23 protein-coding genes are annotated in these 24461 nt (G+C 60.4%); 3 read left to right on the top strand and 20 right to left on the bottom strand.

The window, feature by feature from the left end:
• Window positions 1-27: 27 nt before the first annotated feature.
• The 6 genes from AC3IUE_RS05855 to AC3IUE_RS05830 all read right to left on the bottom strand — a co-directional run bounded on the left by AC3IUE_RS05855 (window position 28) and on the right by AC3IUE_RS05830 (window position 6411).
• The gene (locus AC3IUE_RS05855; RefSeq protein ID WP_489266123.1) at window positions 28-888 is read right to left on the bottom strand and encodes a DUF72 domain-containing protein; all 861 of its coding nucleotides are present in this window, start codon (window positions 886-888) and stop codon (window positions 28-30) included.
• The gene (locus tag AC3IUE_RS05850) at window positions 888-1193 is read right to left on the bottom strand and encodes a hypothetical protein (protein WP_008156859.1); all 306 of its coding nucleotides are present in this window, start codon (window positions 1191-1193) and stop codon (window positions 888-890) included. The genes AC3IUE_RS05855 and AC3IUE_RS05850 overlap by 1 nt, the downstream gene beginning before the upstream one ends.
• Window positions 1194-1425: 232 nt before the next feature.
• Window positions 1426-2100 carry a tRNA (adenosine(37)-N6)-threonylcarbamoyltransferase complex dimerization subunit type 1 TsaB gene (gene tsaB / locus AC3IUE_RS05845; RefSeq protein ID WP_489266120.1) on the bottom strand — a complete coding sequence of 225 codons (675 nt, stop codon included), beginning with the start codon at window positions 2098-2100 and terminating at the stop codon, window positions 1426-1428.
• 93 nt (window positions 2101-2193) lie between these two features.
• Window positions 2194-2841, bottom strand: coding sequence for an adenylate kinase (adk, locus tag AC3IUE_RS05840; protein ID WP_027924949.1), 648 nt, complete (start codon window positions 2839-2841; stop codon window positions 2194-2196).
• Between the two features lie 288 nt (window positions 2842-3129).
• The gene (ppc, locus tag AC3IUE_RS05835; RefSeq protein WP_489266118.1) at window positions 3130-5760 is read right to left on the bottom strand and encodes a phosphoenolpyruvate carboxylase; all 2631 of its coding nucleotides are present in this window, start codon (window positions 5758-5760) and stop codon (window positions 3130-3132) included.
• Between the two features lie 264 nt (window positions 5761-6024).
• Window positions 6025-6411, bottom strand: a complete 387-nt coding sequence (locus AC3IUE_RS05830; protein WP_489266116.1) for a hypothetical protein — start codon at window positions 6409-6411, stop codon at window positions 6025-6027.
• A 491-nt stretch (window positions 6412-6902) separates the two neighbouring features.
• Here AC3IUE_RS05830 and AC3IUE_RS05825 point away from each other — a divergent pair, with 491 nt between their 5' ends.
• From AC3IUE_RS05825 to lptF, 3 genes are all read left to right on the top strand, one after another.
• Complete coding sequence (locus tag AC3IUE_RS05825; protein WP_046048158.1) at window positions 6903-7247, top strand: hypothetical protein; 345 nt, start codon at window positions 6903-6905, stop codon at window positions 7245-7247.
• Between the two features lie 275 nt (window positions 7248-7522).
• On the top strand, window positions 7523-7936 hold the full coding sequence (locus AC3IUE_RS05820; protein WP_111451410.1) for a DUF4398 domain-containing protein: 414 nt from the start codon (window positions 7523-7525) through the stop codon (window positions 7934-7936).
• Between the two features lie 49 nt (window positions 7937-7985).
• The gene (gene lptF / locus AC3IUE_RS05815) at window positions 7986-8774 is read left to right on the top strand and encodes a lipotoxin F family OmpA-related lipoprotein LptF (RefSeq protein WP_489266114.1); all 789 of its coding nucleotides are present in this window, start codon (window positions 7986-7988) and stop codon (window positions 8772-8774) included.
• A 73-nt stretch (window positions 8775-8847) separates the two neighbouring features.
• On the opposite strand, the gene AC3IUE_RS05810 is transcribed toward lptF, so the two are convergent.
• The 14 genes from AC3IUE_RS05810 to AC3IUE_RS05745 form a co-directional block, all read right to left on the bottom strand.
• Window positions 8848-9177, bottom strand: a complete 330-nt coding sequence (locus tag AC3IUE_RS05810; protein ID WP_046048161.1) for a PA3694 family proteiin — start codon at window positions 9175-9177, stop codon at window positions 8848-8850.
• Window positions 9174-10088 carry an alpha/beta hydrolase gene (locus tag AC3IUE_RS05805; protein ID WP_489266112.1) on the bottom strand — a complete coding sequence of 305 codons (915 nt, stop codon included), beginning with the start codon at window positions 10086-10088 and terminating at the stop codon, window positions 9174-9176. Before AC3IUE_RS05805 ends, AC3IUE_RS05810 begins: the two co-directional genes overlap by 4 nt.
• Window positions 10089-10236: 148 nt before the next feature.
• Complete coding sequence (locus AC3IUE_RS05800; protein WP_177338882.1) at window positions 10237-11487, bottom strand: flavohemoglobin expression-modulating QEGLA motif protein; 1251 nt, start codon at window positions 11485-11487, stop codon at window positions 10237-10239.
• A 64-nt stretch (window positions 11488-11551) separates the two neighbouring features.
• A complete protein-coding gene (locus tag AC3IUE_RS05795) occupies window positions 11552-12106 on the bottom strand; it encodes a hypothetical protein (protein WP_223429745.1) in 555 nt (184 codons plus the stop codon).
• Window positions 12107-12267: 161 nt separating this feature from the next.
• Window positions 12268-12984 (bottom strand): TetR/AcrR family transcriptional regulator, encoded by a 717-nt coding sequence (locus AC3IUE_RS05790; RefSeq protein ID WP_046048164.1) that lies wholly within the window; start codon window positions 12982-12984, stop codon window positions 12268-12270.
• 101 nt (window positions 12985-13085) lie between these two features.
• Window positions 13086-14588: a lysine--tRNA ligase gene (gene lysS, locus AC3IUE_RS05785; RefSeq protein WP_056744930.1), complete on the bottom strand. Its 1503-nt coding sequence runs from the start codon at window positions 14586-14588 to the stop codon at window positions 13086-13088.
• A 71-nt stretch (window positions 14589-14659) separates the two neighbouring features.
• A protein-coding gene (gene prfB, locus AC3IUE_RS05780; RefSeq protein WP_102615600.1) for a peptide chain release factor 2 occupies window positions 14660-15755 on the bottom strand; the annotation gives its coding sequence in 2 pieces (ribosomal slippage) (window positions 14660-15682 and window positions 15684-15755; 1095 coding nt in all).
• Window positions 15756-15861: 106 nt separating this feature from the next.
• Entirely contained in the window at window positions 15862-16863 is a 1002-nt protein-coding gene (locus tag AC3IUE_RS05775) for a diguanylate cyclase domain-containing protein (protein ID WP_489266109.1), read from the bottom strand.
• A gap of 47 nt (window positions 16864-16910) precedes the next feature.
• The gene (locus tag AC3IUE_RS05770; protein WP_489266107.1) at window positions 16911-17921 is read right to left on the bottom strand and encodes a chemotaxis response regulator protein-glutamate methylesterase; all 1011 of its coding nucleotides are present in this window, start codon (window positions 17919-17921) and stop codon (window positions 16911-16913) included.
• Complete coding sequence (locus tag AC3IUE_RS05765) at window positions 17918-20203, bottom strand: hybrid sensor histidine kinase/response regulator (protein ID WP_489266105.1); 2286 nt, start codon at window positions 20201-20203, stop codon at window positions 17918-17920. Before AC3IUE_RS05765 ends, AC3IUE_RS05770 begins: the two co-directional genes overlap by 4 nt.
• Window positions 20200-20883: a chemotaxis protein CheW gene (locus tag AC3IUE_RS05760; protein ID WP_489266103.1), complete on the bottom strand. Its 684-nt coding sequence runs from the start codon at window positions 20881-20883 to the stop codon at window positions 20200-20202. The genes AC3IUE_RS05765 and AC3IUE_RS05760 overlap by 4 nt, the downstream gene beginning before the upstream one ends.
• Window positions 20880-22154 (bottom strand): CheR family methyltransferase, encoded by a 1275-nt coding sequence (locus AC3IUE_RS05755; RefSeq protein ID WP_489266101.1) that lies wholly within the window; start codon window positions 22152-22154, stop codon window positions 20880-20882. Before AC3IUE_RS05755 ends, AC3IUE_RS05760 begins: the two co-directional genes overlap by 4 nt.
• The gene (locus AC3IUE_RS05750) at window positions 22151-22687 is read right to left on the bottom strand and encodes a chemotaxis protein CheW (RefSeq protein WP_489266099.1); all 537 of its coding nucleotides are present in this window, start codon (window positions 22685-22687) and stop codon (window positions 22151-22153) included. The genes AC3IUE_RS05755 and AC3IUE_RS05750 overlap by 4 nt, the downstream gene beginning before the upstream one ends.
• Entirely contained in the window at window positions 22687-24309 is a 1623-nt protein-coding gene (locus AC3IUE_RS05745; protein ID WP_489266097.1) for a methyl-accepting chemotaxis protein, read from the bottom strand. Before AC3IUE_RS05745 ends, AC3IUE_RS05750 begins: the two co-directional genes overlap by 1 nt.
• Window positions 24310-24461: the final 152 nt, after the last annotated feature.

Here is a 24461-nt window from a genome sequence, read left to right as displayed (position 1 = left end):
GCTCCTGAAAAGGGCAGGGAATCCGCTTCAGAGCAGGCCAAGTTGCTCGGCAGCGGGCTCTCTGTATAGCTCAGGCAGCGGCGGCAGGCCAGGCAAACGCAGCATCAGTTTTGCGTGAAAACGTTGCGCCAGTTTGGCGGCCAGCAAATTGTCGGCGGTGTGCAGGAAGATATAGGGCGTACGGCCCTCTTCGATCCACACGGCGATTTTCTCGACCCACGGCACCAAAAACGGGTCGTTGGCCTCAAGTTGCGGATGGCCGATGAAGCGTACCTGCGGACATCGCGTGAAGGCTGCCGGGCGCGGCGGCACCCTGGGCTTTTTCGATTGGGCGTGAAGTACCGAGGGATCGGTCGATGTGCAGCTGAACAGCGCGCGAGGATCGAGGCAGATACGCTCTACACCGCGATCCAGTAGCAGACGATTGAGCATTCTTTCGGCATCGCCCTTGGCGAAGAATTCGTCATGCCGCACTTCAACCGCCAAAGGCCGGTCCACAGCATCAATAAAACCGGCAAGCTCAGACAGTCGCTGCGGCGTAAAGCTTTTGGACAGTTGCAGCCACAGCGGTGAAACCCGTTCACCCAGGGGGCTGAGCAATTGCAGGAAGGTTTCGGCAGCGGTCAATTGTTCGCGCAGGTCGCCGCTGTGGCTGATGTCACCGGGGAACTTGGCCGTGAAGCGAAAGTGTTCGGGCATGGTCTCGGCCCAACGCTGCACGGTGGTCGCAGCAGGGCTCGCGTAGAAGGTCGTATTGCCTTCCACGGCGTTGAACACTTGGGAATAGAGACTCAGAAATTCGGCGGGTTTGGCATCCAGCGGATAAAGATAATCGCGCCAGGCGTTTTCACTCCAGGATGGACAGCCCAGGTAGTAAGGCAACTGCATCAGATGTACAGGTCGAGGCCCAGCACATCCGAATCCCAATCGACAAAACCGGCGGTGCTCAGGTAGCTGGCCAGGGCCTTCGCGACACTGCTGCTCATGGCACGGTGATAAAGCATGTCTTGTTGACGGGCGGGGAGATTGCTCAAGCGTTGCGCAGAGGCTTTGGCGGCGCGGGCAGCCATTTGCTCTTCGGATGGAATTTCCAGCTCGCCGTCGATATCGACGTAGTCGTCATCCGCCACAGGGCCTTTGCGAGGCTTGCGTTTGATGGGGTAGGACTGAGAGGGAACGCCGTCTATACGCATGAGTACATGTCCGGGATCAATGATGGCAGTTTAGTGGCGCATGGCGCGCTTCGCAAACCGCCGAGTGATAACTAGAACACAGAAAATGGAAAAGGTTTAAAAGCTGGGGATATAAAACGACGATTGGCTACATTCGTTAGATCGCCTTCGCGAGCAGGCTCGCTCCTACAGGTTTTGCGCTAACCCTGTGGGAGCGAGCTTGCTCGCGATAGGACCGACTCGGTCTTGGAATTTAACGCGCTTTAGGGGTCGCAACCTTATCGCGCAGGTACACCGGCTGAGCCTCATCAGCCACGATCGCCTCGCCACGCGCCCAGGCAAAACGCGCCAGGGTCAGCAGGTCCTCAGCGTGAGGCAGCATGCCCGCATCCTGTCCGGTCAGGCTGACGGCGATACGCTCGGCATACCCCCAGCCAGTGCCGGCGCCAAACCACTCACCGCTGGCGTCAGCCGGCAGCGCGGCCACTTCCGGCGGAAGCACTGCTTCTTTGCCGACCAGCCGCATCTCCCCCGCCGTTTCGCGGTAGCAACCCCAATACACCTCATCCATCCGTGCATCGATGGCGGCCGCCACCTGGCTCACGCCGTGTTCGCGATAGGCCCGCTGTGCCAGCACGGCCAGGTTCGATACCGGCAACACCGGGCGATCCAGCGCAAACGCCAGCCCCTGCACCACGCCGATGGCGATCCGCACGCCGGTGAAGGCACCCGGACCACGGCCGAACGCGATGGCATCGACCGCTTGCAGGGTGGTCCCGGCATCCGCCAGCAGTTGCTGGATCATCGGCAGCAGCTTTTGTGCATGCAGGCGCGGGATCACCTCGTAATGGCTCGTGACTTTACCGTCATGCAGCAAGGCAACGGAGCAAGCTTCAGTCGCGGTGTCCAGGGCCAGCAAGGTGCTCATCGATGTTTCCGTAAGAGAGGTCAGAAAAAGTGCGCCAGTATAAACAACTACGGCCCGCAAGCGGGCCGTAGAAGATGAAGCGATTCAGACTTTTCAGCTCAGCGCTTCAAGCACCTTGCCGGTGATCGCTTCAACCGAGCCAACACCTTCGACGTGGCTGTACTTCGGTTTGCCTTGAGCGGCGGACAGCTCCTGGTAAAACTTCACCAGAGGCTCGGTCTGGGCGTGGTAGACCGACAGGCGATGACGCACGGTTTCTTCAGTGTCGTCTTTGCGCTGCACCAGCTCGTCGCCGGTGATGTCGTCTTTACCGGCAATTTTTGGCGGGTTGTAGACGATGTGGTACACGCGGCCGCTGGCCTCGTGAACACGACGGCCAGCGATACGCTGAACGATGTCTTCGTCTTTAACGTCGATTTCCAACACATGGTCCAGCTCGACGCCGGCTTTCACCAGGGCTTCAGCCTGAGGAATGGTGCGCGGGAAACCGTCGAACAGGAAACCGTTGGCGCAATCGGCCTGGCTGATGCGTTCCTTGACCAGATTAATGATCAGGTCATCGGAAACCAGACCACCGCTGTCCATGACGCTCTTGGCGATCAGGCCCAGCTCGGTGCCGGCCTTGACCGCGGCACGCAGCATGTCGCCGGTGGAGATTTGCGGAATGCCGAATTTTTCGGTGATGAACTTAGCCTGAGTACCTTTACCGGCCCCGGGAGCTCCCAGCAGAATGACGCGCATCGATGTGCTCCTCAATTTTTTATATAGATAACGTCAGATTCGCCTCGTGGGGCCAATCTCAAAATAAGGGTCGTGACCGCCCAAACGGTCAAAGGCTGATCAAGATACACAGCAGATCCTACGCACACAAGCCGCCGAAAGTCGGAGAAACCCACGCCTGATGTGGCCTTTCGTCGGGGTAACCCTAGTCGCAACCCCATCATTAACTGTCGCCTGGCAGCACTTTTCAAGCCCTCGCCCACAGGCACCCGACGCTCGCGCCGAGTGCCTTGCCCCACGACGAAAACCTTAGCCGGTATTACGCAAACCGGCGGCAATCCCCGCCACAGACACCAGCAGCGCCTGTTCTACCGGGCTGCCCTGTGCCACTTCCTGTTGCCGCGAACGCGCCAACAACTCAGCCTGCAATAGATGAAGAGGGTCGAGGTAAGTGTTGCGCAAGCGGATGAATTCAAGCGTGGCTGGGCTATGTGCCAGTAGCTGCGACTGACCGGTCAACCCAAGGACCACCGAGCAAGCCTGCGACAATAGGTCGCGTAAATGCGCCCCCAAAGGGAGCAGATCCGGCTCGACCAGACGCTCATCGTAGGACCGGGCGATATCGGCATCGGCCTTGGCCAACACCATTTCCAGCATATCGATGCGCGTGCGGAAGAACGGCCACTGCTCACGCATCTGCCCCAGCAACTCGCCTTCGCCGCGCTCCAGCGCCTTGCTCAGCGCCGCTTCCCAGCCGAGCCAGGCCGGCAACATCAGCCGCGTCTGGGTCCAGCCGAAGATCCACGGGATCGCCCGCAGGCTTTCAATCCCGCCGGCGCGGCGCTTGGCCGGGCGACTGCCCAGCGGCAAGCGTCCCAGTTCCTGCTCCGGCGTGGACTGGCGGAAATACTCAACGAACTGCGGATTTTCCCGCACCACGGCGCGATAAGCGCTGACACCGTCGGCGGCCAATTCGTCCATCAGATTGCGCCAGGCGGGCTCCGGTGGCGGCGGCGGCAGCAAGGTCGCTTCCAGCACCGCCGCCAGGTACAGATTGAGGTTTTGCTCGGCGATGTCCGGCAGGCCAAATTTGAAACGAATCATTTCCCCCTGCTCGGTGGTACGGAAACGCCCCGCCACCGAACCCGGCGGCTGCGACAGAATCGCTGCGTGCGCCGGACCGCCGCCGCGCCCCACGGTGCCACCGCGACCGTGGAACAACAGCAGTTCCACTTGCTGCTCGCGGCAGATGTCGACCAAGCGCTCCTGCGCCCGATACTGCGCCCAGGCCGCTGCCGTCGTGCCGGCGTCCTTGGCCGAGTCGGAGTAGCCGATCATCACTTCCTGCGGCCCTTGCAGGCGCGAGCGATAACCGGGCAGCAGCAACAGTTTTTCAATCACCGGGCCGGCGTTGTCGAGGTCGGCAAGGGTTTCGAACAGCGGCACCACGCGCATCGGCCGCAACACGCCGGACTCTTTGAGCAGCAGTTGCACGGCCAACACGTCGGAGGCGGCGCCGGCCATGGAGATCACATAAGAACCGAGCGATGCGCCCGGTGCGGCAGCGATTTCCCGGCAGGTCGCCAACACTTCAGCAGTGTCGGCCGATGGCTTGAAGTACGCTGGCAGTAACGGCCGACGGTTGTTCAGCTCGCGCATCAGGAAAGTGATGCGCTCGTCCTCGCTCCAGTCCTCGTAGCGTCCCAGGCCCAGGTAATCGGTGATCTCGGTCATGGCCGCGGTATGTCGCGTCGAGTCCTGACGCACATCGAGCCGCACCAGGAACAGCCCGAACGTCACCGCCCGGCGCAGGCAATCGAGCAACGGCCCATCAGCGATCACGCCCATGCCGCACTCATGCAGCGAGTGGTAGCACAGCTCCAGCGGATCGAGCAGCTCGCGGTTGTTTTGCAACACATCGGCGGTTGCCGGCGTGGTCTTCGTCAAGGAGGCGTGAGCCCAGTTACGCGTCGCACGCAGGCGTTCACGCAGCTGTTTAAGCACCGCACGGTAAGGTTCGGCGCTGTCCCCGGCCTTGGCCCTCAAGTCGTCGCTGGCCTGCTGCATCGACAACTCGGCCGCCAGGCGATCGACATCGCGCAGGTACAAGTCCGCGGCCATCCAGCGCGCCAGCAGCAAGACTTCACGGGTCACGGCAGCGGTCACGTTGGGGTTACCATCGCGGTCACCGCCCATCCACGAGGCAAAGCGAATCGGTGCGGCCTCCAGCGGGAGGTGCAGGCCAGTGGCGTCATGCAGGGCTTTATCAGCCTTGCGCAAATAATTGGGGATCGCCTGCCACAGCGAATGCTCGATCACCGCGAAGCCCCATTTGGCTTCATCCACCGGCGTCGGGCGGGTGCGGCGGATTTCTTCGGTGTGCCAGGCTTCGGCGATCAGGCGCTGCAACTTCGTGTGGATCTGCTCGCGTTCGGCAGTGGTCAGGTCGCGATGGTCCTGGGCGGCCAATTGAGCGGCAATTGCGTCGTACTTCTGGATCAGCGTGCGGCGCGCCACCTCGGTCGGGTGCGCGGTGAGGACCAGTTCGATCTCCAGCCGCCCCAGTTGCCGGGCCAGGGATTCGGCGCCATGACCTTCAGCACTCAGGCGGGCGAGCAGTTCCGGCAGTACCCGCGCTTCGAACGGCGCAGGCTGTGACTCTTCGCGACGGTGAATCAGCTGATATTGCTCGGCGATATTGGCCAGGTTGAGAAACTGGTTGAACGCCCGCGCCACCGGCAGCAGCTCTTCTTCGCTCAATTGGTTGAGGCTGGCGCTCAGTTCAGCGTCCATTGAACCGCGACGGTCGGCCTTGGCGCCTTTGCGGATCTGCTCGATCTTGTCGAGAAAACCGTCCCCGTACTGTTCACGAATGGTGTTGCCCAGCAGCTCACCCAACAGGTGAACGTCCTCGCGCAAGCGTGCATCAATATCGGTCATCAGCAGTTCTCCAGCGAAAATCCGGGTGACTTGGTGTCCATGCTCTTGGGTTAGAGAGTGCCGCTGTAAAGCGGTTCTTACAAGCGGACGACGATGGGAATGCTGTTCGCCCGAGAAGTTTTTGGGATTGGGGATTGTGGGATTGGTGGGGTACATATCCGTTTCTGCGGTAGCGGCTGCTGGCGGTTTCGCTCTTACAGCGACTCCCTTTTGCAGACGCCCAAAAGGAAGCAAAACGCTTTGCCCCTCCATTCGGTGCCTCGCCTAGGCTCGGCATGCCCTCACTCCGGCATTGCTCCGGGGGCCCGCCGCCACCGGCCATCCATGGCCGGGGGCGGCTACCGCGGCATCCTTGCCGCGGTGCCCCCTGCGCAACGCCTGCGTTCGGCCTCTGGGAAAGGGGCAACAGATCAAAATCAAAAGCCAAAGCAACGGCAACGGCAACGGCAACGGCAACGGCAACGGCAACGGCAACAGCAACAGCAACAGCAACAGCAACGGCAACAGCAACAGCAACAGCAACAGCAACAGCAACAGCAACAGCAACAGCAACAGCAACAGCAACAGCAACAGCAACAGCAACAGCAACAGCAACAGCAACAGCAACAGCAACGGCAAGATCAACAGCTTCGCGAGCAGGCTCGCTCCCACAATGGATCGGCGTACAGCTTTCGCTCCTCACCACTCAACAGGCCGAGCGTTAGCTCGCCTGCAGCTTTTGATCTTGATGCACCGCCCCATCGAGAGGCCGAGTGGAGGTTCTGCGCAGTGGGCAACCCGGCATGGATGCCGGGTTAGCCGCCCCCGGCCATGGATGGCCGATGGCGGCGGGCCCACGGAGCAGGACCGGAGCGAGGGCATGCCGAGCCTAGGCGAGGCACCGAACGAAAGGGGCAAGAGCGCTTGGTTACTTGGCGCTTTTCCAAGTGACTCGCTGTAAAAGCGAAACCGATAGCCGCCATCACCGCAAAAACGGATATACACCCAATCCCCCCAATACCCCTCCGCGCCATAAGACGACGAAGGGACTTTAAACCTTGGGCGTTAAAGCTAGTCTGAAGAGTAAGCCTTACAACGGCTGCCGCCGGCGATTGCCGGACACTGACACTGCCTGCCACGAGCAGGTGCGCATTGAGGTCACTATGAAAATCCGCGAGCTTGCCCATCACTGGGAAGAAAACGCCAAGGGTCGCCTGACCGACACCGGATACTCGATTCATCTGGATGTAGAGGCCGCCGCACGGCTGGCGGCCATTATCGAGATGTACCCCAAACGGCAGCCCGAAGAACTGCTCGGCGAGCTGATCGGCGCCGCCCTGGAAGAGCTCGAAAAAAGCTTCCCGTACGTGAAGGGCTCGACCGTAGTGGCCACCGACGAAGAAGGTGATCCGCTGTACGAAGACGTCGGTCCGACTCCGCGTTTTCTCGCCTTGTCCCGTCGTCATTTGCACGATTTGTCGGCCGTTGACGACAAACAGAAACACTGATTACTGCACTTCTCTCCCCCTCCAAAAATGCATATTCCTGGCCCCCTGCAGGGCCGGGAATACGGCTGCTTGTGGTAAGAATTCCCAGTTTAGAGCCTTGTCCGTTCGGTCAAAGTTTTTTCAGGCGATAAGCCATATTCTCTGAACTTTCGAAAAACGCCTCGGGTCACACCCATTAACCACGCCTGGGACGGCCGTTTTAAAACACCCCCGGAAATTGAAGGTTGCGGCTCCTTGCCCAGGATGGATTTTTAAGTTTTTCAGGAGTTTTTCCAATGGAGTTGAAGACCATGAAGACCCGAACTGCCAAATCCTCGTTCCCCCCTCTGCGTAGCCTGAAACTGGCTGCACTGGCCATCGGCAGCAGCCTCGTTCTGGCCGGTTGTGCCGGTAACCCGCCAAGCGAGCAATTCGCTGTGACGGAATCGGCGGTCAACAGCGCCGTCAGTGCTGGCGGTACCGAGTTTGCGGCGGTGGAAATGAAATCCGCCCAGGACAAGCTCAAACAAGCCGAAATCGCCCTGCACGACAAAAAGTATGACGAAGCCAAAGTCCTGGCCGAACAGGCCGAGTGGGACGCTCGCGTGGCTGAACGCAAAGCCCAGGCGATCAAAGCTGAACAGGCTGTGAAGGACTCTCAGAAAGGTGTTCAAGAACTGCGTCAGGAAAGTCAGCGCACCGTGCAATAAGCGGCGCGACACGACGCACTTCTTACTCGACTAAAAGGACGAAACCACCATGCGTACACAATTGATGATCCCTGCCCTGCTGGCCGCAAGCGTTGCACTGGCCGCCTGCTCCACGCCGCCGAACGCGAACCTGGAACAGGCCCGTAGCAACTACACCGGCCTGCAAACCAACCCGCAAGCCAGCAAAGTCGCGGCGCTGGAAACCAAAGAAGCCAGCGATTACCTGGACAAGGCCGACAAGGCTTATCAGGACAAAGAAGACCAGGCCAAGGTCGATCAACTGGCTTACCTGACCAATCAACGTGTTGAAGTGGCGAAGCAGACCATCGCCCTGCGCAACGCCGAAGCCAATCTGAAAAATGCTTCCGCGCAGCGTGCCCAGGCTCGTCTGGATGCCCGCGACGCACAGATCAAGCAGCTGCAGGACAGCCTGAACGCCAAGCAGACCGATCGCGGAACCTTGGTGACGTTCGGTGATGTGTTGTTTGCCACTGACAGGGCTGATCTGAAGTCCAGCGGTCTGGTAAACATCAACAAACTGGCGCAATTCCTCTCGGAAAACCCTGATCGTAAAGTGATCGTCGAGGGCTACACCGACAGCACGGGCACCGCGAACCACAACCAGTCGCTGTCCGAACGCCGTGCGACTTCCGTGCAGGTGGCACTGATCAAGATGGGTGTCGATCCAGCGCGCATCGTGGCCCAGGGTTACGGCAAGGAATACCCGGTGGCCGAGAACAACAGCGTCTCGGGCCGTGCGATGAACCGTCGGGTGGAAGTGACCATTTCCAACGACAACCAGCCAGTGATCCCGCGTTCGGCAGTCAGCTCTAACTGAGTTGAACCTGCTTTAACGCAAAAGCCCCGCCTGATCTGATCAGGCGGGGCTTTTGTTTTTAAGATCGGGCGCGCTACGGTTGCAGCTTCTGCGGGGTTTCCTCACCCATGCAGCGCACGGCTTTTTTCTTGTTGTTGACCAACACGCCGCTCAGGCCTTTCTGTTCGGTGTCGAACATCACCAGCACGCCATCGATGCACTGCGCGACTTGCGCGGCCGGCTCCAGGGAGACTTTGTAGTCTTCGCCCGGCACAGTCTTGAGCATGGTGAAGTCGCTGAGCAGCAGCGCATCTTCGGGTTTGGCGAAGTGCAGGTAGCCGTAGAACCACAAGGCCCCGACGGTGCCGAGGATGGTGCAGATACCGGTGATGATCAGCGGGATGGCGTTACGTTCTTCACTCATTGCGGACTCTCTGGTGGTTCATCTTCAGAATTTTTCGGCGCCGGGTAATTCGGGACTTCGCCCAGGCGGCGCAGGCCGTTGAAATGCTGCGGGTCATCGAGAAAACGCAGCATGACTTTGCGCCAGACCGGGTCGGCGAACGTCTGCACATGACCGCCACGGGTCAGTTGCAGCACCCGCGGCGGCGGCGCAGCTTGATACAGACGGATGCCGTTGGAAAGGGGCACGATCGGATCGTCGATGCTGTGGTAGATCAGTTTCGGCACGCCATTGAGCTGCGCCATGGAATGGATCGCGCTGTCGCCGTCCGGCACCAGCCAGGACAGCGGCACCTGAAACAGCCAGGTCATCCAGGATTGGCTCAGGGCAAATTGACCGATACTGCGGTAACTGGCGGGCACGCCGTCGAGGACGAAGGCCTTGAGTTGTTTCTGGCGTTCGGGGTGCTGAACCAGGTAATGCACGGCCATCGAACCGCCGAGGCTTTGCCCCAGGAGGATCAGCGGCTTGCCCTTGACCTCCGGCGCCTGGTCGAGCCATTTGAACGCGGCGTCGATGTCCTGATAAATCTCTGGCAGCGTCGGTTCACCCTCGGACAGACCGTAGCCGCGATAGTCCAGCAGCAGCACTTGATACCCTTCTTTCGGTAACCACCAGCTCCCCCCAAGATGCATGGGCAGGTTGCCGCCGTTGCCGTGCAAATGCAGCACCGTGCCTTTGACCTCGACACCTTTTTTGGCCGGCAACCACCAGCCGTGCAGCTTGAGGCCGTCGGCGGTGGTCAGGGTGACGTCGCGGTATTCAAGATGCGCTTTTTCAGGGGTGAATAACTGGCCTGGCTCGGGGTAGAACAGCAGCGAGCTGCAACCGCTCAAGGTCAGCAGCAGGCAAAAAATCCCGAGGAATCTCATCCGTTGAAACCTCGCAAAAATGGAGTTAGAACACAGTACCTGTGGGAGCCGAGCTTGCTCGCGATGACTGCGTGTCAGACAACAGAAGTGTTGAATGTTAGACCGCTATCGCGAGCAAGCTCGCTCCCACATTTGGACGGCGTACACGTTAGAGGATATTGGAGTAATCCGCTTCGATCCGGTCCAGGCTCAGGTGATTGAGGAAGTTGGAGAAGCACATCCACGCCGACAGCGCGTTCAGGTCACGGAACTGATCCGGCAAATACTTCGGCGGCACCACCAGCCCTTCATCGACCAACTGGCGCAAGGTCCGCATGTCTTCCAGCGTGGTCTTGCCGCAAAACAGCAGCGGTATCTGCTCAAGCTTGCCTTTACGCACGGCCAACTGAATGTAGTTGTAAACCATGATAAAGCCCTTGAGGTAGGACAAGTCTTTGGTAAATGGCAGACCTGTCGGCACCGAGCCACGGAAAACCCGACTGGCGTTGCCGTAGCTTTCCGCCATTTCAAAACCTTGCTCACGGAAGAACTCGAAGATCTGCAGGAAGTCCGCGCCCTCTTCCACCATGTGAATGGCGCGGGTGCGGTTGGTCAGTTTGCGCAGGCGACTCGGGTACGAGGCGAAGGTGATGATTTCCATCAGGATCGCCAGACCTTCCTGAGTCACCGTCGACGACGGCGGACCTTTGGAGAGGAAGGTGCAGATCGGCTGGTTCAGGCCATTGAGCGTGGTCCCCACATGCACCAACCCTTCGTGGACTTCCAGAGCGCGCACGTCACGGTCGTTGAACATCGCGTCGGCGCGAATCTTGATGTAGTCGGCGCCAGCCGCCGCATCGGCGACGATCCCGTCGGACTCGAATACGCGAATGGTTTCCTCGGCCTCGCCAAATACCTTGTTCAAGCGGGTTTGCAGCAGGTGGACGGCTTCCTTGGCGGTGAGGATTTTCGGTTCGTCCTTCAGGTCGCCACGGCCATCAATATTGTTCAGGTAATCCGAGAGCATCAGGCCCAGGTCGGAAAGGGTCGGATCGCCGGCGTGGAACGCGTCGGAAGCGGCACCGTAAAGCTCCTGTGAAATCAGCCCGAAATCCTCAGTGCCGCGCGCTTCGAGCATGCGCACCACCATCCGGTATTCCTTGCACATGCGGCGCATGATCTGGCCGACCGGGTTGAACTGACCGAGCTGACGGGTGATGTCGCGTTCGATGTTCTGGAATTCCAGCTTCACCTTGCTGGAGTCGAACGCCAGCGGCCTGTTCAGGTAGTAATCGCGGTCCACCGCCGGCATTTCCTTGCCCTTGGCCTTGAGGAAACCCTTGCGGATGTTGTCGTCCCACTTCACCGCATCGAGGACGCGAATCGGCGTCTGCGCCAGCACAATGCGATCGGACAACATGCGTATCGTCTGCTGGTAATCGTCCACCCGAAACTCCTGTAGAAAAACCGTTTACGTGCTGGGTTTATTTGGCTTTGGCCAGGCGCTGATAGCGCACGGCCTCGACGAACACATCGGAATTGGCCGGATCGTCGAGGTAGGCGAAAACCTGGTCCAGATTGTTGTTGATCAACACGCCGTCACCGTCGTCGGTCTGGAAGCCTTCGCCGCTGAGGACTTTTTGCCTCAGGGCCTGGTTGATCTGCTCGAGGTCGAGGTTATAGACCACCAGCTCATGCTTATCGGTGAGTTCAAAACCCAAAAGAGTGAAATGCCCACCGAACTGCGCCGGCACTTTGGCCGACAGGTACCAGCGACTGCCATGGCGGGTCACCGTGAACGGATAGGCCTCGCGCTCCTTGGGTTTAGCCTTGAAGTAGCTGACGGCCTGATAGTGATTGTCGCCGAGGCGTGTCAGCTCCAGATTCAGCGGCTCGCCCCAGGCGTTGGTGCTGGTCCATTTGCCGAGCAACCCTTTAGGCGCGGGCTCGCTCGAGGGCAGCGGCTCCTTGAAGGTCACCAGACAGCCACTGAGCAGCAGGAACGACAAGGCGATCACAACGACACGCCAGGCTTTCATTCAACACTCCCTTTGAATACACGCGGACCTCATGTGAACACCGCCCCCCTGTGGGAGCGAGCCTGCTCGCGATGGCGGAGTGTCAGCCAACATCAATGTTGAATGTTAAACCGCTATCGCGAGCAGGCTCACTCCCACAGGAGGTGTGGCGCCCACTGGGGTTACACCGACGCCAACACCAAATGCATGTAGCGGGTCAGGATGCCGAGCATTTCGGCTTCGGCGACAGGCTCGGCGTCGTTGAGCAGGCCCTGATATTCCATCCGTCCGATAATCGCCGTCAACACTTTGGCATCCTGTTGTGGCTCGCGGGAACCCAATACCTCGAAAAAATGGCAGGTGCCTTGCAAAAGAATTTGCTGATGCGAGCGCACCAACTCCGCCAGACGCGGGTTCAACAGCGCCTCCTGACGGAACGCCTGCTCGGCCATCAAGTGTTCGCGACGGTTGTGCAATTGGCGCTGCACGTAATCGGCGGTCAGCCGCGCGATATCGTCAGCCAGCTGGGAACGCGACTCGGGGCTGCCATCGCCATAAGCCACCATTTCGCGCAGCAGACCTTCGTTGCTGGCCCACAACTTGGCCATGAACGCCGCGCTGCGTTCCACGTATTGGGCAAAGGTATCGGTGAGCAGGTCATCGATATCCTTGAAATAGTAAGTGGTGGCCGACAACGGCACACCGGCCTCGGCGGCCACCGCGCGGTGACGCACGGCCCGCACGCCATCGCGCACGACAATGCGCATCGCCGCATCGAGAATGTCCTGTCGACGCTGTTCACTGCCCTGTCGGCTGGCCTTGCGACCCTGGTACTGAACACTTTCAGCGACCGCAGTGGCGACGTCCGCTGCACCCTCTTGAGCAATTGCACGGTTCACGACAGGTATTCCTCTCTACTTCAAAAGTAACCAATTGATACGTTTGTACCAGACAGGCAATAAAAAGCCGCCTGTTTTAGGCGGCTTTTTTATTGAAACACTTACGCTTGTGGCCGCATGTGCGGGAACAGGATCACGTCGCGGATCGACGGGGAGTTGGTCAGCAGCATCACCAGGCGGTCGATGCCGATACCTTCACCGGCGGTTGGCGGCATGCCGTACTCCAGCGCGCGAACGAAGTCGGCGTCGTAGTGCATGGCTTCGTCGTCGCCGGCGTCCTTGTCGGCCACCTGCGCCATGAAGCGCTCGGCCTGGTCTTCCGCGTCGTTCAACTCGGAATAGGCGTTGGCGATTTCGCGGCCACCGATGAACAGTTCAAAACGGTCGGTGACGTTCGGGTTGTCGTCGTTACGACGGGCCAGCGGCGACACTTCGAACGGGTATTGAGTGATGAAGTGCGGCTGCTCCAGCTTGTGCTCGACCAGTTCTTCGAAAATCATCACCTGCAATTTGCCCAGACCTTCGAAGCCCAGCACCTTGGCGCCGGCCTTCTTGGCGATGGCGCGGGCCTTATCGATGTCGGTCAGGTCGTCAGCGGTCAGCTCAGGGTTGTACTTGAGGATCGAGTCGAACACCGACAGACGCACGAACGGTTCACCGAAGTGGAACACTTTGTCGCCGTAAGGCACGTCGGTGCTGCCCAGAACCAGCTGTGCCAGCTCGCGGAACAGTTCTTCGGTCAGGTCCATGTTGTCTTCGTAGTCGGCGTAAGCCTGGTAGAACTCCAACATGGTGAATTCAGGGTTGTGACGAGTCGAAACGCCTTCGTTACGGAAGTTGCGGTTGATCTCGAACACCTTTTCAAAACCACCGACCACCAGACGCTTGAGGTACAGCTCCGGCGCGATGCGCAGGTACATGTCCATGTCCAGGGCGTTGTGGTGTGTTTCGAACGGTTTGGCCGCTGCACCGCCAGGAATGGTTTGCAGCATCGGTGTTTCGACTTCCAGGAAGTCTCGCTTCATCAGGAAGCTGCGGATGTGCGCGATGACTTGCGAACGAACGCGGAAAGTCTGGCGCACATCGTCGTTGACGATCAGGTCAACGTAACGCTGACGATAACGGGATTCGGTGTCGGTCAGGCCGTGGTGCTTGTCCGGCAGCGGGCGCAGGGATTTGGTCAGCAGACGCACGCTGGTCATTTCGACGTACAGGTCGCCCTTGCCGGAACGCGCCAGGGTGCCTTCGGCGGCAATGATGTCGCCCAGGTCCCAGGTTTTCACCGCGGCCAGGGTTTCTTCGGACAGGGTTTTACGGTTGACGTAAACCTGAATGCGCCCGGACATGTCCTGGATCACCATGAACGAGCCACGGTTGAGCATGAGACGACCGGCAACCTTGACCGGGATTGCAGCTTCTGCCAGCTCTTCCTTGGTCTTGTCCGCGTACTGTTTCTGCAAGTCTTCGCAGTAGTTGTCGCGGCGGAAGTCGTTCGGGAAGGCATTGCCCTTGGCGCGCTCGGCAGCCAGCTTTTCCTTGCGCAGGGCGATCAGGGAGTTTTCTTCCTGTTGCAGGGCTTGCGGGTCGAGTTCTAGGTCGCTCATGTCTTTAAAAATTCCATCACAGGTTCGTTGCCCCCACCGATGGCAGGGGACTTAAGGTCATGACTGGCGGTTTACAGGCCTTGCTTCAGGCTGGCCACCAGGTATTCGTCGATATCGCCGTCGAGCACCTTGTCGCAGTCGCTGCGTTCGATGTTAGTGCGCAAATCCTTGATTCGCGACGCATCGAGTACATACGAGCGGATCTGGTGACCCCAGCCGATGTCCGACTTGGTGTCTTCCAGGGCCTGGGAGGCGGCGTTGCGTTTCTGCACTTCCTGCTCGTACAAGCGCGCCCGCAACATTTTCATCGCGGTGTCTTTGTTCGCGTGCTGGGAGCGTTCGTTCTGGCAGCTGACCACGGTGTTGCTCGGTACGTGCGTAATACGCACGGCCGAGTCGGTGGTGTTTACGTGCTGACCACCGGCACCGGAGGAGCGGTAGGTGTCGATGCGCAGGTCCGACGGGTTGATGTCGATTTCGATGTTGTCATCGATTTCCGGCGACACGAACACGGCCGAGAACGAGGTGTGGCGACGGTTACCGGAGTCGTACGGACTCTTGCGCACCAGACGGTGTACGCCGATCTCGGTACGCAACCAACCAAAGGCGTATTCGCCCTTGATGTGCACGGTCGCGCCCTTGATCCCGGCAACTTCACCGGCCGACAGCTCCATGATGGTCGCATCGAAACCGCGTTTGTCGGCCCAGCGCAGGTACATGCGCAGCAGGATGTTGGCCCAGTCCTGAGCCTCGGTACCGCCGGAGCCGGCCTGGATGTCCAGGTAGGCGTTATTGGCGTCCATTTCACCGCTGAACATGCGACGGAATTCGAGTTTTTCCAGGGACTCGCGCAGACGCTCAACTTCGGCAGCGACGTCATCGACGGCGGCCTGGTCTTCTTCTTCGGCGGACATCAGCAGCAGGTCTTTGGCGTCGGCCAGGCCTGTGTGCATTTCGTCGAGGGTTTCGACGATCTGAGCCAGCAGGGACCGCTCGCGGCCCAGCTCCTGAGCGTACGTCGGGTTGTTCCAGACAGACGGATCTTCAAGCTCGCGATTGACTTCAGTCAGACGCTCATGCTTTTGATCGTAGTCAAAGATACCCCCGAATAGTTTCGGAGCGCTCGGACAGGTCCTTGATACTGTTAAGGATCGGGTTGATTTCCATGGCGGGCAGCACTCGTTGGCGAACTTTTGAAAGCCGGCGAGTATAACGTAATCAGGCTGTCACGGCAGCCCGCCTGGCGGCTTTAGCGGTGAATGAACCTGATGGTTCACTCAATCCCCACCTGATTACGCCCATTGTTCTTGGCCAGATACAGGCCCTTGTCCGCCGCCGAGATCAATTGGCGGCAATCGCCGCCCGGTTGCGGGGTCATGGTCGACAGGCCGATGCTGATGGTCAGGCTCGAACCTTCGACCGGAAAAACATGCGGAATCTTTAGCGAAGCTACGGTCTGGCGAAGTTTTTCCGCGACCAGTCGCGCGCCGCCCGGCGAAGTATTGGGCAGCACCAGGGCGAATTCTTCGCCACCGTAACGGGCTGGCAGGTCCGAAGGACGGGCGCTGGCATCACGAATCGCCGTGGCCACTTTGCGCAGGGCTTCATCGCCTTCAAGGTGGCCGAAGCTGTCGTTGTAGGATTTGAAGTAGTCGACATCGATCATCAGCAGCGACAGTTGACTCTGGTCACGCAGCGAACGGCGCCACTCAAGCTCCAGGTATTCGTCGAAATGCCGGCGGTTCGACAGCCCGGTCAGGCCGTCTGAGTTCATCAAGCGTTGCAGCACCAGGTTGGTGTCGAGCAACTGCTGCTGACTGACCCGCAGCGCGCGGTAAGCCGCGTCACGCTGCAGCAACGTCATGTAGGAGCGCGAGTGATAGCGGATGCGCGCCACCAGTTCGATGTTGTCCGGCAACTTCACCAAGTAGTCATTGGCCCCGGCCGCAAACGCCGCGCTCTTGATCAGCGGGTCTTCCTTGGTCGACAGGACAATGATCGGGATGTCCTTGGTCGCCGGATGGTTGCGGTACTCGCGCACCAGGCTCAAGCCGTCAAGACCGGGCATCACCAGATCCTGGAGGATCACCGTCGGTTTGATGCGGATCGCCTGGGCGATGGCCTGGTGCGGGTCGGCGCAGAAGTGGAAGTCGATGTTATCTTCGTTCGACAACCCGCGGCGAACCGCCTCGCCGATCATTGCCTGATCGTCCACCAACAACACCATGGCGGCGTTTTCGTCGGTTTTGAAGTCGTCGAGCTGTAATTCATTCATGGGCAGTCACCTGAGTACTACTTGGGCCAGATTGCTGTGAAATGTCTTCATTTGGGGAAAATCTCCAGCAATCGTGGCGCTATCTTTTCCAGTGGGCGAATCTCCACAGCGGCGTCGATGGCCGCTGCCGCCTTCGGCATTCCGTACACCGCGCTGCTGTGCTGATCCTGAGCGATGGTCAGGTAGCCCTGTTGGCGCATGAGTTTAAGCCCCTGTGCGCCATCGCGTCCCATGCCGGTGAGCAAAACACCCACGGCATCGCCGTTCCAGTAATTGGCCACGCTCTCGAAGAACACGTCGATCGAGGGCCGGTAGATCTCGTTGACCGGTTCGGCGGTGTAGGCCAGCGTGCCGTTTTTCAACAAGCGAATATGGTGATTGGTGCCCGCCAGCAGCACCGCGCCGGCCTGCGGAGGCTCGCCTTCCTGGGCCAGACGCACGTTCAGGCCGCTGGCGCTGCTGAGCCATTCGGCCATGCCGGCAGCGAACACCTGGTCAACATGCTGCACCAGCACGATGGCGGCTGAAAAATCTCGCGGCAACCCCTTGAGCAATACTTCCAGCGCGGCCGGCCCACCGGCGGATGAACCAATGGCGATCAGGCGCTGGCGCGAAGCCGAACTGCGCAGCGGACTCGGGGCGGCTCGCTCCCGATTGCCCCGGTCACCGATCAGCCAACCGATGTTCATGATCTTGCGCAGTAACGGGGCCGCTGCCTCTTGGGCATTGCCGGCACCAATGGCCGGCGTATCGACCACATCCAGCGCTCCGTGGCCCATGGCCTCAAACACCCGATGCACGTTCTGCTCGCGGTCGACCGTAACGATGACAATCGCGCACGGCGTCTCGGCCATGATCCGCCGGGTCGCCTCCACGCCATCCATCACGGGCATGATCAGGTCCATCAGGATCAGATCCGGCGTATTTTCAGCGCAACGCTGCACCGCCTCGGCCCCATTACTGGCGACCCAGACCACCTCGTGCGCCGGATCGAATGCCAAGGTGCGGCGCAGGGCCTCCACCGCCATGGGCATGTCGTTGACGATCGCTATTCTCATGCACGTGCTCCTCCAATGAGCTCAACCACCGCGTCAAGCAGGGCGTCGTCATGAAAACTGGCTTTGGCTAGATAATAGTCGGCTCCAGCGTCCAGTCCACGGCGACGGTCCTCTTCACGATCCTTGTAAGACACCACCATCACCGGAAGGGATTGCAGGCGATTGTCCCGGCGCAATAAAGACACCAGTTCGATGCCATCCATGCGCGGCATATCAATATCGGTGATCAGCAGATCGAAATCCTCCGAACGCAAGGCGTTCCAGCCATCCATCCCGTCCACCGCCACCGCCACGTCGTAGCCGCGATTGAGTAACAACTTGCGTTGCAGCTCACGTACGGTCAGCGAATCGTCGACCACCAGAATCCGTTTTCGAGCAGCTTCAACCGCTTGGCTGCCTTGACGGGCAATGCGCTCAAGACGCCCGGTATTGAGCAGTTTGTCCACCGAACGCAGCATGTCTTCGACGTCGACGATCAGCACCACCGAACCATCGTCGAGCAAGGCCCCGGCGGAAATGTCCTGCACCTTGCCCAGACGCTCGTCCAGCGGCAAAACGACCAACGTCCGCTCGCCGATAAAACGCTCGACCGCCACGCCGTAAATCGCTTCACGCTCGCGAATCACCACGACCTTGAGGGTTTGCTGACTGTTCTGGCTCGTCGGACGCTGCAACAGCTGACTGGCCGCGACCAGCCCGACATGCCGGCCTTCGTGCCAGAAATGCTGACGGCCTTCGACCTGGACAATGTCCGCAGGCTCCAGATCGCACATCCGTTCGATGTGGGCCAGCGGGAAGGCATACGCCTCGTCACCGACTTCCACCACCAGACTGCGCACCACCGACAGGGTCAGTGGCACTTCGAGATGGAAACGACTGCCCTCGCCCGCCACCTGCTCGAGCACGACCGCGCCGCGCACCTGGCGGACCATGTGCTGGACCGCATCCAGTCCGACGCCGCGCCCGGAGACTTCAGTGACCGTGTCGCGCAGGCTGAAACCCGGTAGAAACAAAAAGGTCAGCAGCTCTTCTTCAGTCAACTGCGCGGCGGTTTCGGCCGGGGACAATTGGCGTTCGATGATGCTGCGGCGGACCTTTTCCAGATCGACGCCATTGCCGTCATCGCTCAGCTCCAGCACCAACAGGCCGGCCTGATGAGAGGCGCGCAAACGGATCAGGCCTTCAGCGGGTTTGCCCGCCAATAGCCGTTGCTCCGGGGATTCGATGCCGTGATCCACGGCATTGCGCAGCAGGTGAGTCAGCGGCGCTTCAAGTTTCTCCAACACGTCGCGGTCGACCTGGGTTTTCTCGCCCTCGATCTCCAGTCGTACCTGTTTGCCGAGGTCGCGACCGAGGTCGCGGACCATGCGCACCTGCCCGCTCAACACATCGGCAAACGGCCGCATGCGGCAGGCCAGCGCGGTGTCGTACAACACTTGCGCCCGCTGACTGGCCTGCCAGGCGAACTCATCCAGTTCGGCGTTCTTTTCCACCAGCAATTGCTGAGACTCAGCCAGTAGCCGACGAGCATCATCGAGGGCTTCCTGTGCTTCCAGGCTCAAGGCATGTTCCTTGAGGTGGACGTTGAGGTTTTCCAGTGCCCGCAGGCCTTTGTTCTGCATACGCTTGAGGCGTTGCATGGTGGCCAGGTGCGGTTTGAGCCGCAGGGTTTCCACCAGGGATTTGCTCGACAGATCTAGCAGGCTGTTCAGGCGTTCGGCCGTGACCCGCAACACCCGCTCGCCGTTTTCGGTGGTGCGTTTAGTCTTGGGCGCTGGCTCGGCGGGCGCTGCCGGGGGGGCTTCGGTGGCGGCCGGCATGGGCGGCTCAACTGTGGGCGTCGGCGGTTCCAGCTGAAGTTCTGCCATCGGTGGCGCGATGGGGGTAGCCGCCATGTGATCAAGCAGCCGTCCCATCAAGACGACGTAAGCTTCGATATCCGCAGGCGCCGGAGCGTTGCCCGGCGTCGCAATTCGCATCAGCAGATCAGTGCCTTGCAACAGTGCATCAATGTATTCGGGCCGCAGGTACAGGCGCCCTTCCTGGGCGCTGACCAGGTAATCTTCCATCACATGGGCGACGCTGACCCCGGCATCGACCCCGACAATCCGCGCCGCGCCCTTGAGCGAGTGGGCCGCGCGCATGCACGACTCGAGGTAATCGGCCTGGGTCGGATCGCGCTCGAGCGCCAGCAGGCCGGCGCTTAGCACCAAGGTCTGGGCCTCGGCTTCCAGACTGAACAGTTCCAGCAAAGAGGCGTCGCGCATTTGCTCGGGGGTCATGTAAGGCTCCGGGTCACGGCGGACAGCAGCTGTTCTTCATCCAGCCAACGCAGGCTGCGACCTTTGAATTGCAACACACCACGGGTGTATTTGGCGCTGGCCTGCGTGCCGGAGCGGGACGCCGCCTCAAGGATGCGTTCGTCGATGGCGTGAATCCCGTCCACTTCATCCACCGGTACCACCACCGGCCCGCCGTGGGCGGCGATGATCAGCATGCGCGGCATGACCCGCGCGCCGGACGCCACGCTGCTGGCACCGTCGAGCCCGAGCAATTCCACCAGCGACAGGCACGCCACCAACGCGCCGCGCACATTCGCCACGCCGAGCAAGGCCCGGGAGCGTTGGTGCGGCAGGGAATGAATCGCTTGCAGCGGCGCGACTTCAACCAGACTGCGAGTGGCCAGGGCCAGCCACTCTTCGCCGAGACGGAACATCAGCAGCGAACGTGTCTTCACATCGCTCTCGACCGCCGTAGAGACTTGCCCGCGGTCTTCCTGCTGTAACGCATAGCGGTCGAGCAAGCGCGTCGCCGCGGCCGAATACACCGCGCAATTGCGGCAGTGAATGTGATCGCTCAGCAGCGGGCAGGACTTGTCGCCGTGGATACCGATACGGTTCCAGCAATCGTCGATGGCCTGGGCATCTTCATGGGTGAGGCTAAAGGTGTCGGCGGCGTTCATCGGTTACGCTCACTGTCAGTGGCGCGCTCACTGCGGGCGGCGCGGTCCTGCAATCGTCTGGCGCCTGCCGTGTCACCCAAGGATTGCAGCAACGCCGCCAGGTGCATCAACGCGTCGGGATGTTGCGGGTCGAGGTACAGCGCCTTGCGATAAAAACCCTGAGCTTCAAGGACTCTGCCGGCGACATCGCTGAGCAAGCCCAGCCAGTAAAAGACTTGGGCCACTGGCTCGTGACTGCGCAAATAGCTATCGCACGCGGCGCGGGCCTCGGCACTTTTGCCTTCGTTGGCCAGCGCGGCGATGTTCGCCAGCAGTGTGGCGGTGTCCGGGTTGGCGACTTTCGTCACGACAGGCAGCGGCGCCACCGTTGCAAAGGGCCGGCTGCGAACGGGCGGCGGCGCCACGCTGCGCACCGGTTGGCGCACGGGCAGAGGCGTTGGCACGAACGTCGGGGAGGGTTCTGGCTCTGGTGCGCTCTGACGACTGAACGCAAAGGACTGCGGGATGCCGATCGAACGCATGCCGAAACGGCCGAGCAAACTGCCCTCGGCCGGGCCGATAAACAGCACGCCATCCACATGGGTCAGACGCTTGAGCACTTCGAACACTTGCTGCTGGGTCGGCTGATCGAAATAGATCAGCAGGTTGCGGCAAAACACAAAGTCATAAGGCGGCTCGTTGGCCAGCAACGTCGGATCCAGCAGATTGCCGACCTGCAAACGCACTTGTTCGAGTACTCGCCCGCTGAGGCGAAAGCCCTCCTCGCCTTCAGCGGTGAAATGCCGGTCGCGAAAGGCGATGTCCTGACCACGGAACGAATTCTTGCCGTACAGCGCGCGCCGGGCTTTTTCCACCGACAACGGGCTGACGTCCATGCCTTCGACCTTGAACTGGTGAGGCTGTAGCCCGGCATCGAGCAATGCCATGGCGATGGAATACGGTTCTTCACCGGTGGAACACGGCAGGCTGAGAATCCGCAGCGCGCGCATGTTGTTGATGTCGCTCAGGCGTTTGGCGGCCAGTTTCGCCAACGTGGCGAAGGATTCCGGGTAACGGAAAAACCAGGTCTCGGGGACAATCACCGCTTCGATCAGCGCCTGCTGCTCGTCCTGCGAACCCTGCAAGGTGTGCCAGTACTCATCGGTTGTCAGCGCTTTGGACGCCGAGCTGCGCTGACGCACCGCACGCTCGATGATCGCCGGGCCTACCGACGTCACGTCGAGACCGATGCGCTCTTTGAGGAAATCGAAAAACCGCTGATCGCTGCTCATGGCAGCTCCTCAAGCATCGCCAGGTTCAGAGGCTGCGACGGAAACAGCAGCGCGCGAACCTGATCGTCGAGTAAGTCGGCGACCCGCACCCATTGCATCAATCCCTGGGCATCTTCACGCACCGGCCCGAGGTACGGCGCCTGGCGATTATCGAGGCCATAGGGCTGAAAATCCGCCGGGTTGCAGCGCAAGGTGCCGGTGGCCTGTTCCAGAATCAGCCCGAGCAATTGCGCCTCAGCGGTTTCATCCGGACGGTAATTGACCAGCACCAAGCGCGTGCTGGTGCGGGCCTGGGCCGGTTGGCCGAAGGTCAGCGCACTGAGGTCGATCACCGGCACCACCGCGCCGCGGTAGGCGAACACTCCGGCGACCCATTCCGGCGCGCGAGGAATCGGTTTCAACGGCAGACGCGGCAGCACTTCCGCCACCTCGATGGCCTGCAAGGCATAGCGCTCGCTGCCGATGCGGAACACCAGAAACAATGATTGCAGCGCCGGCTTCACGGCGGTGCGTTTGGCCGTGGGTTCGCTCATCAGACTTTAAATCGCGAAACGCCACTGCGCAGCCCTACGGCCACCTGGCTCAGTTCGTCGATGGCGAAACTGGCCTGGCGCAGGGACTCGACGGTCTGGCTGCTGGCATCGCCCAACTGCACCAGCGCGTGGTTGATCTGCTCCGCGCCCGTGGCCTGGGCCTGCATGCCTTCGTTGACCATCAACACCCGCGGCGCCAACGCCTGAACCTGATGGATGATCTGCGACAGCTGCTCGCCGATTTGCTGCACTTCGGACATACCACGACGCACTTCTTCAGAGAACTTGTCCATGCCCATGACCCCGGCCGACACTGCCGACTGGATCTCGCGCACCATCTGCTCGATGTCGTACGTGGCGACGGCGGTCTGGTCCGCCAGACGCCGCACTTCGGTGGCGACCACGGCAAACCCGCGGCCGTATTCACCGGCCTTTTCGGCCTCAATCGCCGCGTTGAGCGACAGCAGATTGGTCTGGTCGGCGACCTTGACGATAGTCACCACCACCTGGTTGATGTTGCCGGCCTTCTCATTGAGGATCGCCAGTTTGGCGTTGACCAGATCGGCCGCGCCCATCACCGAGTGCATGGTCTCCTCCATCCGCGCCAGCCCTTGCTGCCCGGAACCGGCGAGCACCGAGGCCTGATCGGCGGCGGTGGAGACTTCGGTCATCGTGCGCACCAGATCACGGGAAGTGGCGGCGATTTCACGGGACGTTGCGCCAATTTCGGTGGTGGTGGCGGCGGTTTCGGTGGCGGTGGCTTGCTGTTGCTTGGAGGTGGCGGCGATCTCGGTCACCGAGGTGGTGACCTGCACCGAGGAACGCTGGGCCTGGGACACCAGGGACGTCAGCTCGGTCATCATGTCGTTGAAGCCGGTTTCCACGGCACCGAATTCGTCCTTGCGCGCAAGGTTCAGGCGACCGCTGAGATCGCCGGTACGCATTATTTCGAGGATCTGCACAATGCGGTTCATCGGCGCCATGATCGCGCGCATCAGCAGCAGACCACAGAGGCCGGCGGCCAGGACCGCGACCAGCAGGGAAATGCCCATGATGATTTTCGCGGTGACCACGGCGGCGTCGATGTTCGCGATGTCCTTGTCGGCCACCGTTTTATTTTCGCGGATGATGTCATTAAGCTTCATTCGACCCGCGGTCCAGGCCGGGGTCAGTTGCTCGTTGAACATCTTGATGGCTTCGGCTCCCTGATTGCGCTTATGCAAATCGAGCACGGCAGCCAGGGTCTTGTTGTAATTGTCATAGAGCTTTTCAAAGTCGGCGTACTCGACCTTGTCTTCATCCGTGGTGATGGTGCCGCGATAGTTACTCATCTGCTCGTGTAGACGCGCCTCAAAGGATTTGAAGTCTGCGGCATCTTCAGTGCTGATGCCCTGCCCTTCCCTAAAACCAAGCATTTCCTGGGTCTGGATGAAACTGTCGACCCAGGCACCACGAATCATGGCGCTGTAATACACCCCGGGAAGCGCGTCTTCACGGACGCTCGCTTCGCTGGCTTCGATCTTCAACAGCCGCGAATACGAGACGACGACCATCAGCAACATGATGGCGATAATCACCGCAAAGCTCGCCAAGATGCGTTGGCGCAACGTCCAGTTCTTCACAGTCAGTCCTCGGGTGCGGTTCAAATGCTGCGGAGTATAGCTGAGGGTGTTTCATTTATAAGACGAGGTATGCCAGTTCTCGCTTCGCATGGAAAACGGCGGGATGAGCTCTGGGGGGACTTTCTGCCAGATCGGGTGAGGGATGCCAGTGG

This window comes from Pseudomonas sp. GL_093, assembly GCF_057837605.1.
Note: the sequence above shows the minus strand (reverse complement) of the source record. Positions and strands in the feature narration are given on the sequence as shown.